15 protein-coding genes and 1 pseudogene are annotated in these 15,202 nt (G+C 62.6%); 7 read left to right on the top strand and 9 right to left on the bottom strand.

Annotated features, from left to right (window positions below):
* Positions 1 to 288: pseudogene (locus tag C666_RS07050) on the top strand (ABC transporter ATP-binding protein); the annotation flags it as partial.
* A gap of 16 nt (positions 289 to 304) precedes the next feature.
* Here C666_RS07050 and C666_RS07045 read toward each other — a convergent pair.
* Positions 305 to 1,507, bottom strand: coding sequence for a cyclic di-GMP phosphodiesterase (locus C666_RS07045; protein WP_004336012.1), 1,203 nt, complete (start codon positions 1,505 to 1,507; stop codon positions 305 to 307).
* A gap of 195 nt (positions 1,508 to 1,702) precedes the next feature.
* On the opposite strand from C666_RS07045, the gene thrH reads away from it, so the two are divergent.
* Both thrH and purU read left to right on the top strand, forming a co-directional pair.
* The gene (gene thrH / locus C666_RS07040; protein WP_004336010.1) at positions 1,703 to 2,314 is read left to right on the top strand and encodes a bifunctional phosphoserine phosphatase/homoserine phosphotransferase ThrH; all 612 of its coding nucleotides are present in this window, start codon (positions 1,703 to 1,705) and stop codon (positions 2,312 to 2,314) included.
* 107 nt (positions 2,315 to 2,421) lie between these two features.
* Positions 2,422 to 3,297 carry a formyltetrahydrofolate deformylase gene (gene purU, locus C666_RS07035; RefSeq protein ID WP_004336009.1) on the top strand — a complete coding sequence of 292 codons (876 nt, stop codon included), beginning with the start codon at positions 2,422 to 2,424 and terminating at the stop codon, positions 3,295 to 3,297.
* 51 nt (positions 3,298 to 3,348) lie between these two features.
* On the opposite strand, the gene C666_RS20390 is transcribed toward purU, so the two are convergent.
* Complete coding sequence (locus tag C666_RS20390; protein WP_154666135.1) at positions 3,349 to 3,537, bottom strand: hypothetical protein; 189 nt, start codon at positions 3,535 to 3,537, stop codon at positions 3,349 to 3,351.
* A 169-nt stretch (positions 3,538 to 3,706) separates the two neighbouring features.
* Between C666_RS20390 and C666_RS07030 the strand changes: the two genes are divergently transcribed.
* Positions 3,707 to 4,906 carry a tyrosine-type recombinase/integrase gene (locus tag C666_RS07030; RefSeq protein ID WP_004336004.1) on the top strand — a complete coding sequence of 400 codons (1,200 nt, stop codon included), beginning with the start codon at positions 3,707 to 3,709 and terminating at the stop codon, positions 4,904 to 4,906.
* Positions 4,903 to 5,970 carry a PDDEXK nuclease domain-containing protein gene (locus tag C666_RS07025; RefSeq protein ID WP_004336001.1) on the top strand — a complete coding sequence of 356 codons (1,068 nt, stop codon included), beginning with the start codon at positions 4,903 to 4,905 and terminating at the stop codon, positions 5,968 to 5,970. The genes C666_RS07030 and C666_RS07025 overlap by 4 nt, the downstream gene beginning before the upstream one ends.
* Positions 5,971 to 5,978: 8 nt before the next feature.
* Here C666_RS07025 and arsH read toward each other — a convergent pair whose 3' ends face one another.
* From arsH to C666_RS07000, 5 genes are read right to left on the bottom strand one after another with little or no spacing between them, the layout of a single operon-like run.
* Positions 5,979 to 6,701, bottom strand: coding sequence for an arsenical resistance protein ArsH (gene arsH, locus C666_RS07020; protein ID WP_004336000.1), 723 nt, complete (start codon positions 6,699 to 6,701; stop codon positions 5,979 to 5,981).
* Positions 6,694 to 7,116, bottom strand: a complete 423-nt coding sequence (arsC, locus tag C666_RS07015) for an arsenate reductase (glutaredoxin) (protein ID WP_004335997.1) — start codon at positions 7,114 to 7,116, stop codon at positions 6,694 to 6,696. The genes arsH and arsC overlap by 8 nt, the downstream gene beginning before the upstream one ends.
* Before the next feature lie 16 nt (positions 7,117 to 7,132).
* Positions 7,133 to 8,209 (bottom strand): ACR3 family arsenite efflux transporter, encoded by a 1,077-nt coding sequence (arsB, locus tag C666_RS07010; RefSeq protein WP_004335995.1) that lies wholly within the window; start codon positions 8,207 to 8,209, stop codon positions 7,133 to 7,135.
* A gap of 11 nt (positions 8,210 to 8,220) precedes the next feature.
* Positions 8,221 to 8,715: an arsenate reductase ArsC gene (locus C666_RS07005; protein WP_004335994.1), complete on the bottom strand. Its 495-nt coding sequence runs from the start codon at positions 8,713 to 8,715 to the stop codon at positions 8,221 to 8,223.
* 4 nt (positions 8,716 to 8,719) lie between these two features.
* Entirely contained in the window at positions 8,720 to 9,043 is a 324-nt protein-coding gene (locus tag C666_RS07000; protein ID WP_004335993.1) for an ArsR/SmtB family transcription factor, read from the bottom strand.
* 294 nt (positions 9,044 to 9,337) lie between these two features.
* On the opposite strand from C666_RS07000, the gene radC reads away from it, so the two are divergent.
* Positions 9,338 to 9,934 carry a RadC family protein gene (gene radC, locus C666_RS06995; protein WP_425427281.1) on the top strand — a complete coding sequence of 199 codons (597 nt, stop codon included), beginning with the start codon at positions 9,338 to 9,340 and terminating at the stop codon, positions 9,932 to 9,934.
* A 163-nt stretch (positions 9,935 to 10,097) separates the two neighbouring features.
* On the opposite strand, the gene C666_RS06990 is transcribed toward radC, so the two are convergent.
* On the bottom strand, positions 10,098 to 11,858 hold the full coding sequence (locus C666_RS06990; RefSeq protein WP_028792029.1) for a UvrD-helicase domain-containing protein: 1,761 nt from the start codon (positions 11,856 to 11,858) through the stop codon (positions 10,098 to 10,100).
* A 2-nt stretch (positions 11,859 to 11,860) separates the two neighbouring features.
* The gene (locus tag C666_RS06985; RefSeq protein ID WP_004335990.1) at positions 11,861 to 13,666 is read right to left on the bottom strand and encodes an ATP-dependent nuclease; all 1,806 of its coding nucleotides are present in this window, start codon (positions 13,664 to 13,666) and stop codon (positions 11,861 to 11,863) included.
* Between the two features lie 637 nt (positions 13,667 to 14,303).
* On the opposite strand from C666_RS06985, the gene C666_RS06980 reads away from it, so the two are divergent.
* The gene (locus C666_RS06980; RefSeq protein ID WP_004335989.1) at positions 14,304 to 15,140 is read left to right on the top strand and encodes a DUF932 domain-containing protein; all 837 of its coding nucleotides are present in this window, start codon (positions 14,304 to 14,306) and stop codon (positions 15,138 to 15,140) included.
* Positions 15,141 to 15,202: the final 62 nt, after the last annotated feature.

The raw sequence follows: 15,202 nt of genomic DNA, 5'->3' as shown, positions 1-15,202 counted from the left end.
CGCAAGGCCGACCGCGCCCAGGCCGCGGCCGACCGCCAGGCGCGGCTGGCCGCGCGCCGCCCGCTGGTGAAGGAGATCGAGCAGATCGACAAGCGCCTGGCGGCATGGAGCAAGGAAAAGGCCGAGATCGACGCGCGCCTGGCCGATCCGGCCCTGTACACCGGCCAGCAGGCCGGCGAGGTGCCGGCCTTCAACAAGCGCCAGGCGGAGCTGGCCGGGCGCATCGAGGAGGCCGAGCTGCGCTGGCTCGAACTGCACGAGGCGCTGGAGGCGATTCCGGCCGATTGAGCCTTGCGGCCGCGCCTCAGGCCGGCAGCCACAGCGCCGGATCGATGTTCCAGGCGTCGAAATCCTCGTGGCCGACGATGTGGTCCTGCGAGCGGCGCAGGTCGATGGTCTCGGGGTTCAGGTAGTGGCCGTGGATATGGAAGATGACCTTCACCACCGGCTGCATCAACTGTTCCGTGTTCTGGGACTGCACCACTGCCAGGCGCTGGCTTTCGAGCCGCACCAGCGAGCCCGTCGGGTAGATGCCGACCGCGCGGATGAAGGCGTGCACCAGTTCCGGCTTGAAGTGGAACTTGCTCCATTCCAGCAGCTTGCGCAGCGCCTCGGTGGCCGGCATGCCCTTGTGATAGACGCGGTTCGAGGTGATGGCGTCATAGACGTCGACGATCGCCCCCATCTGGCCGTACAGGCTGATTTCGTCGCCCTTGAGCTTGTTCGGGTAGCCGGTGCCGTCGAAGCGTTCGTGGTGCTGCGCGGCGACGTCCAGCGCGATGTCGCTGATGCCCGGCGTGGCCCCCAGGATGATCTTGCTCTGCACGACGTGGCTCTTCATCTTCACGAATTCGGCGTCGGTCAGCTTGGCCGGCTTGTTCAGGATGTCGTCGGGCACCCTGGCCTTGCCGACGTCATGCAGCAGGGCGCCGACCGCGATCTCGTGGATGATCTCGCGCGGCAGTTCCAGCGCGCGCGCGAACGAGGTCAGCAGCGCACAGACCGAAACCGAGTGCTGGAAGGTGTACTCGTCGTGCGCCTTCAGCCGCGCCAGCGGCAGCAGGGCGTCCTGGCGGCTGAAGATCGAATCGACGATGCGCGCCACCAGCGGCTCGATCTGTTCCATCTCGATCTGCCTGCCCAGCCGGACGTCGACCATCACGTCGCGCACGATGCGATTGGCTTCGCCATGCAGGCGGCGCGCGCGCTCGACCTCGTGCCCGAACGACGGCTTGCGCGCCGATGCCGTGGTGCTGGCCGCGAGGGCGTGCATGGCCTTGTCCACCGCGTGCGCGTGGTCCGCCTGCGTCGGCGCCTCGGCCACGTCCAGGCCGCGCTCGGTGTCGATGTAGAGTTCATGCACGCCCAGCGCCCGCACCTTGGCCGCAACTTCTGCCGTATCGACGGCAAAGCGGTTGCGCACGAAGTTGTGCTCCATCCAATCGCAGTTCAGGTCATGGATGTACATGCCGGGTTGAAGCTTGTCGATGGGAATGAGCTTGATCATAGGGGTACGGGCACACCATTTGCCGGGAGTATTCCACCTGGTGCCAGCATACGCCACTGGGATTGCCCGGTAGTCGAGAAGTTGCGCACGGGTCGATGCTTGCGCGGAACGCCTTGTCGGGCCGACACGATTCGGCGCGGGAGCGCCGATGCTAGAATTGCGGCTTTGCCAAAATCTTGTCCGCAGGAGCGTACGGTGCGTATCGTCTGTCTCGACCTCGAAGGTGTGCTGGTCCCCGAAATCTGGATCGAATTCGCCGAGCGAACCGGCATCCCCGAACTACGCCGCACCACGCGTGACGAGCCCGACTACGACACGCTGATGAAGTACCGCCTGAACATCCTGGCGGAGAAAAAGCTCGGCCTGCCCGACATCCAGGATGTCATCGCCAGCATGGGGCCGATGGAAGGCGCGCGCCGGTTCCTCGACGAACTGCGCGACACCTACCAGGTGGTGATCCTGTCCGACACCTTCTACGAATTCGCCAAGCCGCTGATGAAGCAGCTCGGCCTGCCGACCCTGTTCTGCCACAGCCTCGAAGCCAACGACGAGGGCGTCCTGGTCGACTACCATCTGCGCATGCCTGACCAGAAGCGCGAGGCGGTCAGGCGGTTCAAGGAACTCAACTTCAAGGTCGTCGCCGCGGGCGACTCCTACAACGACACCGCGATGCTGGGCGAAGCCCACGGCGGCATCCTGTTCCATCCGCCGGAAAACGTCGTGCGCGAGTTTCCGCAGTATCCGGTGGTGCGCGACTACGCCGGCCTGCGCGCCGAGATCGACAAGGCCTTCGCCAAAGCCGGCTGAATCCTGCGAGCCCCGTGGCCAGGGGCCCGGGCCCGATCTTCACGCTTGCCGCCCCCGCCAAAGGGGGCGGCAGTCTCTTCTCCAACGAATCCCGGCAATCTCCGCTCATGCACCGCGAACGCTTCTACACCCTGTCCGCCTCCTGCCCCGACCGCACCGGCATCGTCGCCAAAGTGTCGGGCTTCATCGCCGAACACAAAGGCTGGATTCTCGAAACCGCGCTGCATGCCGAGCCGGCGGTGGAGGCCGACAAGCGCGGGCGCTACTTCATGCGCATCGAAATCCGCGCCGACTCGCTGCCTTTCATGCTGAGCGAGTTCCGCGAGCGCTTCCGCCCCATTGCCGAAGAACTGCAGATGGACTGGAAGATCACCGACAGCGCGGTCAAGAAGCGCGTCGTGGTGCTGGTCTCCAAGCAGGAACACTGCCTGTACGACCTGCTGGCGCGCTGGCAGTCGAAGGAACTGGACATCGAGATCCCTTGCGTGATCTCGAACCACGACACCTTCCGCGGCGTCGTCGAATGGCACGGCATCCCCTTCCATCACGTGCCCGTCACCGCCGACAACAAGGCCGCCGCCTACGCCGAAGTGCAGCGCATCTTCGAGGAAGTGCACGGCGACACCATGGTGCTGGCGCGCTACATGCAGATTCTGTCGCCGGACCTGTGCGCCGCCTACCCGGGCCGCATCATCAACATCCACCACAGCTTCCTGCCCAGCTTTGTTGGCGCCAAGCCCTACCACCAGGCTTACGACAAGGGCGTCAAGCTCATCGGCGCCACCTGCCACTACGTCACCGCCGACCTCGACCAGGGGCCGATCATCGAGCAGGACGTGATTCGCATCGACCACTCCGACGCCGTCGAGGACATGGTCCGCTACGGCAAGGACATCGAGAAAACCGTGCTCGCCCGCGGCCTGCGCTACCACCTGGAAGACCGGGTGCTGGTGCATGGCAACAAGACGATCGTGTTCCGCTGAGCATCGCGCCGCGAACTTGCACGGGGGCAAGGTGACCAAGGCATGGATCGGTCACCTTCCTTGGAGCATGAAGAAATGAAGAAGCAGAAGCGCCTGAAACCCCGGAACGCCCTGATTCCAGTCCTGTTCAACGCATGCGGACACGCGGTTCACAAGGACAAGCGCCGCGAAGAACGAGATCGGCGAGCTCGGCAAGAGGTCAAGAACCATACCCGCGACAGCGGGTTTTTTTTGTTTCACGATGACTCCAGTACCGCATTTCGCTGGACTACGCCAAGCCTCGATACAGCAGGTTTATCAATAACTTAGGCGCGTCCATCATATGCCGGTGCTTTCCGAAACTTGACCCGGCTTCCGGTCGCGTGGCTCCTATGCGGCTCTTGGAAACCGAGGTTTCCGAGGAGTCATCATGGCAAGAATCAAGCTCACCAAGTCCGCAGTCGATGCGGCCCAACCCCAGGCCAAGGCCATCGAACTGCGGGATACCGTGGTGCCCGGCTTCCTGTGCAAGATCACCCCGGCAGGCCGCAAGGTGTTCATGCTCCAGTACCGCACGAACGCTGGCGAGCGTCGCAAGCCCGCCCTGGGCCAGTACGGGGAGCTGACCGTCGAGCAGGCCCGCGTCATGGCGCAGGAGTGGCTGGCCGAGGTGCGCCGGGGCGGTGATCCGAGTGCGGCCAAGAACGCTGCCCGCAAGGCACCGACCATGAAGGAGTATTGCCACACCTTCATGGAGGACTACTCCAAGCAGCGCAACAAGCCCACCACCCAGCGCAGCTACCAAGGCGTGATCGACCGTTGCATCATCCCCATCATGGGGCGGATGAAGGTGCAAGACGTGAAGCGCCCGGACGTGGCCGCGCTGATGAAGAAGCTCGCATATAAGCCGAGGGAGGCGAACAAGACCTTCGGCGTGCTGCGAAAGATGTTCAACCTGGCCGAAGTGTGGGGCCTGCGCCCGGACGGCACGAATCCGTGCCGTCACGTCCCGATGTACCCGCCGGGCAAGGAAACCCGGCTCATCGTGGACGATGAGCTGGTGCGGATCTTCCGCCACTTGGAACACCTGGAGGCGGAAGGACTGGAGAACTACGTCATCCCGCTGGCGATCCGCCTGCAATTCGAGTTCGCCGCCCGCCGCTCCGAAATCTGCCCCCTCGAATGGGACTGGGTTGATCTGGAAAAGCGCCGCGTCGTCTGGCCCGACAGCAAGACCGGCGGCATTTCCAAGCCCATGAGCGAGGAAGCCTATCGGCTGTTTTCGACAGCGCCACGTCTGGAAGGTTGCCCCTACGTCCTGCCGTCTCCCAACGATCCGACCCGGCACCTGACTTTTGGCCAGCACTATTGCGGCTGGACGCGCGTGCTCAAGGCCGCTGGCGTGCCGCACGTCGGCACGCACGGCATCCGCCATCGGGCCACTACCGACATTGCCAATTCTGGCGTGCCGACCAAGGTTGGCATGAAGCTGACGGGCCACAAGACGGTGGCGATGTTCATGCACTACGTCCACACCGAGGACAAGCCGGTGCGGGATGCGGCCGAGCTGGTGGCCAGCCGACGTCAGGCCATCACGGGCGCGCGGCAACCGGCGGAGGCCCTGGCATGAGCAAACGCAAGGCATCCATCACGTCATCCGCAGCGCCGTCGGCGCTGCTGGGCGACATCCGAGCACTGATCGAAGCGTCGCGGCAACGCGTTGCCTCAACGGTCAATGCGGAGCTGACCCTGCTGTTCTGGCGTATCGGCCAGCGCATCCATACCGAGGTGCTGGCCGGACAGCGGGCCGGGTACGGCGAGGAAATCATGCCGTCCCTGGCCGAGCAGCTTGTCCGCGATTACGGGCGCAGCTTCGCGGACAAGAACCTGCGCCGAATGGTGCAGTTCGCCGCTACGTACCCGGACGAACCAATTGTCGTGACGCTGTCACGACAATTGAGCTGGTCGCATTTCTTGGCCCTGTTGCCGCTAAAAGACCCGCTCCAGCGGGACTACTACGCACAGATGGCCGGTGCCGAACGCTGGAGTGTGCGGACGCTGCGCGAGCGCATCGACTCGATGTTGTACGAGCGCACGGCACTGTCGAAGAAGCCGGACGAAACGATCGCGCAGGAGTTGGCGACCCTGCGCGATGCGCAGCGCATGACACCGGCGCTGGTCATGCGCGACCCGTACATCCTCGACTTCCTGGGGCTGCGGGATACCTGGCAGGAAGGCGACTTGGAGGCGGCGATCATCCGCGAAATGGAATCCTTCCTGCTGGAACTGGGCGCGGGCTTCTCCTTCCTGGCCCGGCAGAAGCGCATCCAGATCGACGACGAGGATTTCCATCTTGATCTGCTGTTCTACAACCGCAAGCTGCGGCGGCTGGTGGCGGTGGAGTTGAAGATTGGCGAGTTCAAGGCCGCGTACAAGGGACAGATGGAGCTTTACCTGCGCTGGCTCGACAAGCACGAGCGCGAGCCGGAAGAAGCCTCGCCGCTGGGGATCATTCTTTGCACCGGCAAGAAGCGCGAGCAGATCGAGTTGCTGGAATTGGACAAATCCGGTATTCACGTCGCCGAGTACCTGACCACCTTGCCGCCGCGTGCGGTGCTGGGCGAACGGTTGCAGCAGGCGACGGAGCGGGCGCGGTTGCAGATCGAGCAGCGCGATGGTGCAGGAAAGGCCTGATATGGCGTTTAGATCGCCGCCTGGCTGACGCGCAGGCTCAATGCCTCGGCGCTTTCCTTGCGCTCGCTGTACCGATCGACCAAGTACGGTGCCACGTCGCGCGTCAGCAGCGTGAACTTCATCAGTTCTTCCATCACGTCCACCACGCGGTCGTAGTAGGCCGAGGGCTTCATGCGCCCGGCCTCGTCGAACTCCTGGTATGCCTTGGCGACCGACGACTGGTTCGGGATGGTCAGCATCCGCATCCAGCGGCCCAGCACGCGCATCTGGTTCACCGCGTTGAACGACTGCGAGCCGCCCGATACCTGCATCACCGCCAGCGTTTTGCCCTGGGTCGGGCGCACCGCGCCGACCGACAGCGGAATCCAGTCGATTTGCGTCTTCATCAGGCCGGTCATCGCGCCGTGGCGTTCCGGCGAACTCCACACCATGCCTTCGGCCCATTGCGCCAGTTCGCGCAGTTCCTTGACCTTGGGGTGATCCTCGCTGGCGTCGTCCACCAGTGGCAGGCCCGACGGGTTGAACAGCCGCGTCTCGCCGCCCAGCGCCCGCAGGATGCGGGCGGCTTCCTCGGCAGCCAGCCGGCTAAACGAGCGTTCGCGCAGCGAGCCGTAGAGCAGCAGGAAGCGCGGCGCGTGCGTGGCGCGTTCGGGAGTTTTCAGACATTCCATGTCCGGCCGCTGGAACAGCGCGGTGTCGATGTTAGGCAGGTCGAGACGGGACTCAGACACGACGCCCCTCCGTGTTCACGACCGGCTCGCCGTCTTCCTTGTTGAACGCGCCGCGCTGCGGCTGTGGCAACAGGTCGAGCACGGTTTCCGAGGGCCGGCACAGGCGCGTGCCCAGCGGGGTGACCACGATCGGCCGGTTGATGAGAATGAGATGCTGGAGCATGAAGTCGATCAATTGCTCGTCGTCCCACTTCGGATCGCCCAGGCCGAGTTCAGCATAGGGCGTGCCTTTCTCGCGCAGCACCGAGCGCACCGGCACGCCCATCGCCGCGATCAGCGCCTTGAGCGTGTCGCGGTCGGGCGGCGTTTTCAGGTACTCGATGATAATCGGCTCCTCGCCGCTGTTGCGGATCAGGCCCAACACGTTGCGCGAGGTGCCGCAGGCCGGGTTGTGGTAGATCGTGATGGTGCTCATGGGATGCCCTTGAAGATTACGGAGTGGTAGCGCGGCGTTCGTACCAGCCACGTGAACGGTTGACCACGCGCACCACCAGCAGCATCACCGGCACTTCGATCAACACACCGACCACGGTGGCCAGCGCCGCGCCCGAGTGGAAGCCGAACAGGCTGATGGCGGCGGCCACGGCCAGCTCGAAGAAGTTGGATGCGCCGATCAGTGCCGACGGTCCGGCGATGTTGTGCTTCTCGCCTACCTTGCGATTGAGCCAGTAGGCCAGGCCAGAGTTGAAGAACACCTGGATCAGAATGGGCACGGCCAGCATGGCGATGACCAGCGGCTGGCGGATGATGGCCTGACCTTGGAAGGCGAACAGCAGCACCAGTGTCAGCAGCAGTGCGGCGATGGACAGCGGGCCAATGCGCTCCAAGGCCCGGTCGAACGCGGCCTGGCCCCGGCGCAACAGCGCCCGCCGCCACAGCTGGGCGAGGATGACTGGGATGACGATGTAGAGCACCACCGAGGTCAGCAGCGTGTCCCACGGCACAGTGATCGCCGACAGGCCCAGCAGCAACCCCACGATGGGCGCGAAGGCGAACACCATGATGGTGTCGTTGAGCGCCACCTGCGACAGCGTGAACACCGGATCGCCGCCGGTCAGGCGACTCCAGACGAACACCATGGCCGTGCAGGGCGCAGCGGCCAGCAGGATCAACCCGGCGACATAGCTGTCGAGCTGATCGGCCGGCAACCAGTCGGCAAAGACCTGGCGAATGAAGATCCACGCCAGCAGCGCCATCGAGAACGGCTTGACCGCCCAGTTGACGAACAGCGTCACGCCGATGCCGCGCCAGTGCTGCTTGACCTGGCCGAGCGCACCGAAGTCCACCTTGAGTAGCATCGGAATCACCATGACCCAGATCAGCAAGCCCACGGGCAGGTTGACCTGGGCCACTTCCATGCGGCCGATGGCCTGGAACACGCCGGGTGCGAACTGGCCCAGCGCAATGCCGGCGACAATGCACAGCAGCACCCACACGGTCAGGTAACGCTCGAAGCCGCTCATGGCGGAAGGGGCCGGCACACTGCCGGCGGTATCGGTTGAGGTCATCGGGGCTGGCCTCACTGGTGGCCGATATCGCGCAGTTCGCGCTGCAAGGACATGGCATCGAGGCGCTGGAGCGGCAAGGACAGGAACAGTTCGATGCGTCGGCGCAGCGTGATCGCCGCGTCGAGGAACGCCTTGCGCTGCTGTTCCTCGGTGCCTTCGACCGCTGCCGGGTCAGGCACGCCCCAATGGGCCGACACAGGCTTGCCCGGCCATAGCGGGCAAGCCTCGCCGGCGGCGTTGTCGCAGACGGTGAAGATGAAGTCGAATACCGGCGCACCCGGCGCTACGAACTCGTCCCAGCTCTTGCTGCGGTAGCCGGTCGTCGGCAGGCGCAGGCGCTCCAGCGTGGCGAGTGCCAGCGGATGCACTTCGCCTTTCGGGTGGCTGCCAGCCGAATAGGCGTGGAAGCGGCCCTGGCCCAATTCGTTGAGCAGCCCTTCAGCGAGGATCGAACGAGCCGAATTGCCCGTGCAGATGAACAGTGCGTTGTAGGTGGTGTCGGTCATGGCGTCAGCAGTTGCATTGAGTGGATTCGGAGACTTCGCACACGCCGCCTTGGCAGCAGTGTTCGGTCAGGTAGCCGATCAGGCCGTTCATATGGGCGTATTCGGCGCGATAGATCAGGTTGCGGCCCTGCTGTTCGATGGTGACGAGACCGGCGTGGGCCAGTTCCTTCAGGTGGAACGACAAGGTGTTGCGGGCCACGTCGAGCTGGTCGGCCAGCACGCTGGGCGTGAGTCCTTCCGGGCCGGCAACGACCAGGGCGCGGAACACGCGCAGACGTTGGGTATGCGCCAGCGCGCTCAGGGCGGAAACGGCTTGATCTTCGTTCATTGTTCGATAATACAACAATCATTGAATTAATGAAAGGAGGATAGACGGCCGAGCTTCATGGCGTACCGCCGTCGGACTCACGGGCTGCGCCCCGTGCTTCGTGTCGAATCACAGCCATTCGGCGCTGATCCCTGACGCCTCCGGCCTGGCTCGTTGATCCGGGCCTGCGCGTGCTGCGCACTTGCTAACGGCGGGTGTGTGGCTGGTGGAGGTGTAGGCGGCTTGCTGTTCCCTTCACCGTATCACGGCGGTCGCAGCCGTAAAGGACTGCGCGTGCTCGCACGCTTGCGGCCCATGGCCGTCTTCGATCCTGTGACGGCTGCGCTGCGCCGTGCTGGCCACGGTTCCGGGCAATTCCGCCCGAGCAACCGGAGCACGATCATGTCGCAATTGTCCTTTTCCTCGTTCGATGACGCTTTGCTGGTGCGTGACGCCCAGGGGCGCTACCTGCCGGCGTCGGCGGATCAGATTCTTGAAGCGGCACGCCAGGCCATTGAGCAGAAGATGCAGCGTGGTGCTGAGTTCAGTTCGCCAGCAGTGGTCAAGGAGTACCTGCGCAACATGCTGGCAGGCTTCGAGCATGAAGTCTTCGCGGTGATGTTCTTGGATACGCGCCATAGGCTGATCGAGTATGCCGAGATGTTCCGGGGCACCATCGACAGTGCATCGGTGTATCCACGCGAGGTGGTCAAGGCTGCGCTTCGGCTCAATGCGGGTGCGGTTGTCCTGTCGCATAACCATCCGAGCGGGAATCCTGAGCCATCGCAGGCAGACAAGGCGCTGACGCAACGGCTCAAGGATGCGTTGGCATTGGTGGAGGTGCGCACGCTGGATCACATCATCGTGGCGGGAAGCGACACCGTGTCCTTCGCCGAACGCGGCCTGATCTGACCAAGGGGCTTCGGCCCCTCTTGCCGTGGATTTTTCCTCAGACATGAGACCGAGTTCTACCCGGGGCGGGCGTTGGACTGAGTATTTCCACTAAGGGGCTCAAGTTCGGCGAAATAGTCCGTCAACTCTGTCGGTAGGCAGAGCTTTGCTCGTAGCCTTGCCCCTATAACTTATGTCCGCGAAGAATTGGACATGCTGGCCACATGGGATCGACGATCAACGTGTGAATGCGAGCACGCGTGATCCCCACGCGCAGGACTTTGCGGCTTTTGGGATGTGGCGCCTCATCTCCTCGCCAAACGAAGGAAGACTGTACTCCGTCAGCCGTGCGTCGTGCTTCTCGGACAATGACAACTCCATCGAACTGCTTCCCCTTGGCCTTGTGAAAGTTCATCACCTGAAGCCCAACGGGAGCCTCGATACCATCCAAAATTTGCTCTTGTGCGAGGGCTTGGTCCAATGCTGACCGAGCGTTCGTATAGACACCGTCGCGCAGCCATTCGTTGGCTAAGCCTGCTGAAATTCGATGTCCACGTCGGAAGGCGACTAGGAAGTCAAGCTGGGAGGCCACGCGCAGCAACTCATTTTGACCAGTGGCTCGAAGTGCGTGTTTGACGGTAAGCCAATCGGTGGCTGGGTCTCCGGTGAAACCGTCGGCGTGAAGACCAGAAATTAACCCCCGCAACGCTTTAACGATGTTGATGTTGAGGGTCTTGCCGCCTCGAATCTTTCCGGCCTGCTCCAAGAGTTTGGCCACGGCGGCTTTGGCTTGGCCGGTCGCCCGCCGCGCAGCGGCGATCAACTCCATGCTGGCTGCGACATCGAGTTCAAGCTGTGCAAAGTCTTTGGGCTCAAGCAGAAAAGCCGCAAATCGTGCCGAGAGTAGGGCCTCGGCTTCGTCGAACAGCAGTTTGTGGCGCACAGCCTTACCCACATTGGGTTCGATGGCGTTGAGCGCGTTGGACATGCGCAGCGCACTTTTGTTGTTTGACACCAAGATTGCGAGCGTTTTGGGGCGGAAATCGGACTCCGCGCGGATTCTCGACAGCAACTGAGCTATAGCACGCCGTAGAACATGGTTCCAGTTTGGTGTTGGGTTCTCTGGCCGATAGGAAAATGAAGAGACCCCTTTATAGGACGCACCGCGCGCCTGCCCGGCCAGGATGTCGTTGGCAAAGATCAGGATTTCAGAATCTGGGCTGCGATGGTTCTGAGTGCCTAGATCGACTTCGAGTGGATTAAGTGCGGCGCGAATCGCTTCGATCCGCTCGGGCCCAACGCCGGGCAGGTAATCGAAGATTTGCTGTTCAAGGTCGGCGAGGCAAATGATCTGCGCGTGTGGTGCAAGCATTTCAACGCATTGCCACGCAAATTGGCCGGTGTCCTGGGCTTCGTCCACGATGATGATAGGATGCCGCCGCGCGAGCGATGAAAGTAAGTGGCCGCTGGTAGCGAGCAAGCGAGTGGCGTTGGGAGCAAACAAGTCGAACGCGATGCGGCCCTCTTCGTGGAACAGCCGCTCGCGCTCAACCAGCCATTGCTCCCATTCATCGTCCTCGTCGTCGATGCCGCCGCTCAGAGCCTTCTCATCCTGTGGCAGCAAAATCGACAGCTTACGCGGGGCACCGAGCAGGTACGCGTGCGCCTTGAGAATGTCCCAGAAGAAGGAATGGAAGGTCTGGATCGAAAGTTGCTCTTGCTCGGCTGCTGTAGCTTCTAACTTGGCCGCGTCGAGGATGCGCGCCACTGCGGCGCGCGAGAAGCTCAGGAAGAGAGCGGACTGCCCAGGCGTCATTCCCTGTTGAATACGCTTGACCGCCTTTCGCAGTGCAATGGTCGTCTTACCACTGCCAGGGCCACCAGTCACTAGCGCGTGCCCGTCGCAAGCAAGGACACTGTCGCGAAGCGGGCAAGGCTCGTTCACGGTCAAGCGAACAGATCGGCGTTTTCGCCTCCGCCCTCGTCGATGGGCGGAGGCGGCGGGAAAAGAGCGAACACGGACGCGAGGAATTGTGTGACGGTAGCCGGCAGCTCGTTGAATTCGCACCCTTCAAGAAGGCGGGCCGACCAGCCTGCGCCTTTGTTTCCGCCGAGAGCCTCCTTGGCGATGGCCTTGACCGCGTCGTCGGATGGGCGCGCGTCGGGGATAGCAATATTGCCATGCTCGCCGTTTGCTTTGAGGCTTGCGAGGAACGACCAATGCCGATCCACCGGCACTTCAGCCACCAAGAGGTCCTCAAAGCCCTTGTAGGCGTGCTCGACGTTAATCTCGAAATTTTCCGCGAGAGCCTGCGCCTGCTCAGCCTTGCGCTTCTTCTTGTAGTCGAGGTCGTAGAAAGCGAAGGTGCGCAGTCCCAGCGTTTTGAAGAACTTGCCAAATTTAGGCATGTTCGACTCACCGTCGGCGTCGAAGAAGGCCACGCCAGCGATGTCCAGGGGCTGCAAGTTAGGGTCGTTTTCTTCCATGCGGCGCGCGATGATGGGCATAGCATGCAGCTCGGTGACGCCCTCGACGACGATGGCTGCTCGCCCCAGCATGCATTCGGACAGCCCCGAGCGAGAGAAGCGCTTGTAGTCGTTGTCTTTGAGACCCGTTGCGTCGGAGACCTTGCGCGCGCTGACCATACCGCCGTCACGCGAAAGAAGTAGTGTTTTCGACGGTTCGAATTTCTCGATCACAAAGGGTGAGTGGGAGGTCACGAAGGCCTGGGTGGTCTTCGTCAGCAGGTATTGGGCGATCCGGCGCTGCGTGTGTGGAGGTACTGCGATCTCGGGTTCCTCCATGGCGAAGATAACGGTGTCGGGTTTTAGATCCGCGATGAACGACAGCAGAGCGAGCACGAGCGTGTTGACAGTGCCGGTGCCCGCGTGGGGAAAGGGGACGGGGCCTTGGTCCGCAGAGATGGACAAGAAGAACGACATCGTCTTGCGAAGATGCTCGCGCGTAAGCTCAGAGACGTGCAGCTTCGTCGCGTTGCCGGGCGACTCCAGTGCAATGTAGCGGGCGAGCCGCTTTTCGACCGAGCGCAAGACAGGAGCGATCTCGGCGGCGTCGGCTTCAATGTCGAGGCCGCGCAGTCGCTCAATGGTCTTTTCCCAAAGGGCCGTGCGAACGCCCTTGGTGCGTAGGATGATATCCAGTAGCGAGCCGCGCTCAAGGCTCAGCGCCCGCGATCCCGTCCGCAATGCTCGCAGGTAGAGAAATCCGAACTGCCGCTTGATCGGCTTGGATACGGGCGTCAGTGTGCCTTCCTGTGCGTCGGGGCTGTGGGAAAAGAAAGTCCTGGCTTCGAATTCGTCCTCGGCGAGATCGTATTTGCCAATGGTCTCCAGACGAAGGCAAGGAACCACATGTGGCGGGTTGGCGGCCTGGACTTCGCCCGCACCCAAAAGACGCTGTTCTTCCAAGTGCCAGAATTCTGTGTTGCCACCACACTTGGCGTCGATTTCAGCACTCAACTCGATCAAGACGACTTCGACGCGTAATGGAATTGATTCGGGCTCGGCACCCTCTTGCGCAGGCGTGGCCAGATACTGGGCGTTGTAAAAGTCAAACTCGTCAATTGGTGGGAATCGGTTCAGTCGATCTGGCCCCAAGACAAGGTCTAACGCGTCGCAGATGGTGCTCTTACCGACGTTGTTGGAGCCGACCATGAGCGTGTGCCCATCGAAAAGCAGTTCCGCAGACTTGATGCCTCGAAAGTTCGAGATGCCTAGACGAACTACTCTCATTTTCTTTTTTCCGTTCCAGTTGTGGGCAATCCCCAAGGCTAAACGCAGAGTTCTTCCAGCCCAATTCTCTATGAAGCGTTAGATAAGAAATTCCAACCGTCCGTGCTTGGCAAAAAGCAAGCATTGATGCAAATGGATAATAAACGAAACGCATCCTTGCGTCTCCGCTTCGCGGACCGCGCTGCTCCAGGTTCGCTATTCGCTCATCCCTGACGGGATTGGCATTCGCCAGCCTTCCACATCCCTGACGCCTACGGCCCGGCTTCCAGCTTCGGGCCTGCGCGCTTGCGCTTGCGTACGGTTTGCACATCGAGGCGGCCGTTGCCATGTCCAGCCGTCTCCCCTGACTTCATCACCTTGCTCGCGACTGTAGCCCGTGGCCGTGTGCCGTCAAGGCGCGCCAGGCCGTGTCCTCGGCTGCGCCTGCGGGCCGCTCCACCCTGACGCTTTTCTCCTTGACGGCCCCCGTCCGTGGGCTCCTGACCGTCGCGGGCGATGAACTCAGGAAAGACGGTGGCAACAGGGCCAACCGGGTTCCTCGTGCCAACCGCACCGAACAGCCACAAAGGCTGGGCTCCGAATCTTGGAATCCGGTGTGCGGTGTGAACAGCAAACCCTTTTCGTCAGGAGAAATACCATGTACGCATCCCCCCTTGCTTCGCGCTTTGCTTCCCATTCCCCGGTACTGCGTAGCGATTACCCGCTGTCCGACGACCAGATTCACCGCGTGGCCCCGTCCATCTTCGCAGACGCCCCGCATGAGAGCCGTTCCGATCGGTACAGCTACATCCCCACCGCCGCCGTGCTGGCAGAACTGCGCAAGGAAGGGTTCCAGCCCTTCATGGTGGCGCAGACCCGCACCCGCCATGCAGACCGGCGCGACTTCACCAAGCACATGATTCGCCTGCGCCACGCCAGCCAGATCAACGGCGCGGAAGCCAATGAAATTGTGCTGTTGAACTCGCACGACGGCACCAGCAGCTATCAGATGCTGGCCGGAATGTTCCGGTTCGTTTGCAGCAATGGCCTTGTCTGCGGCGACACCGTGGCCGATGTGCGCATTCCCCACAAAGGCGATGTGGCCGGTTCCGTGATCGAAGGCGCTTACGAAGTCTTGAGCGGCTTCGAGCGCGTGAAGGAGAACCGCGAAGCCATGCGGGCCGTGACGCTCGACGAGGGCGAAGCCGAAGTATTTGCCCGCGCAGCCCTGGCCTTGAAATACGACGACCCGGACAAGCCCGCGCCGGTGTCCGAGTCGCAAATCCTGATGCCGCGCCGCTTCGATGACCGCCGCCCGGACTTGTGGAGCGTATTCAACCGCGCCCAGGAGAACCTGACCAAAGGCGGTTTGTCCGGGCGCAGCGCCAACGGACGCCGCCAGCGCACCCGCCCCGTGCAGGGCATTGATTCCGATGTGCGCTTGAACCGCGCCCTGTGGCTGCTGGCCGATGGCCTGCGCCAGTTGAAAGCCTGATTCCCCACGCGGCAGGGGCAGGCAGCAGCCCTTGCCGCATCCCTCGCTGCTGCATCCCTGAA

Origin of the sequence: Thauera linaloolentis 47Lol = DSM 12138, assembly GCF_000310205.1 — a bacterium.
Classification (GTDB): domain Bacteria; phylum Pseudomonadota; class Gammaproteobacteria; order Burkholderiales; family Rhodocyclaceae; genus Thauera; species Thauera linaloolentis.
Note: the sequence above shows the minus strand (reverse complement) of the source record. Positions and strands in the feature narration are given on the sequence as shown.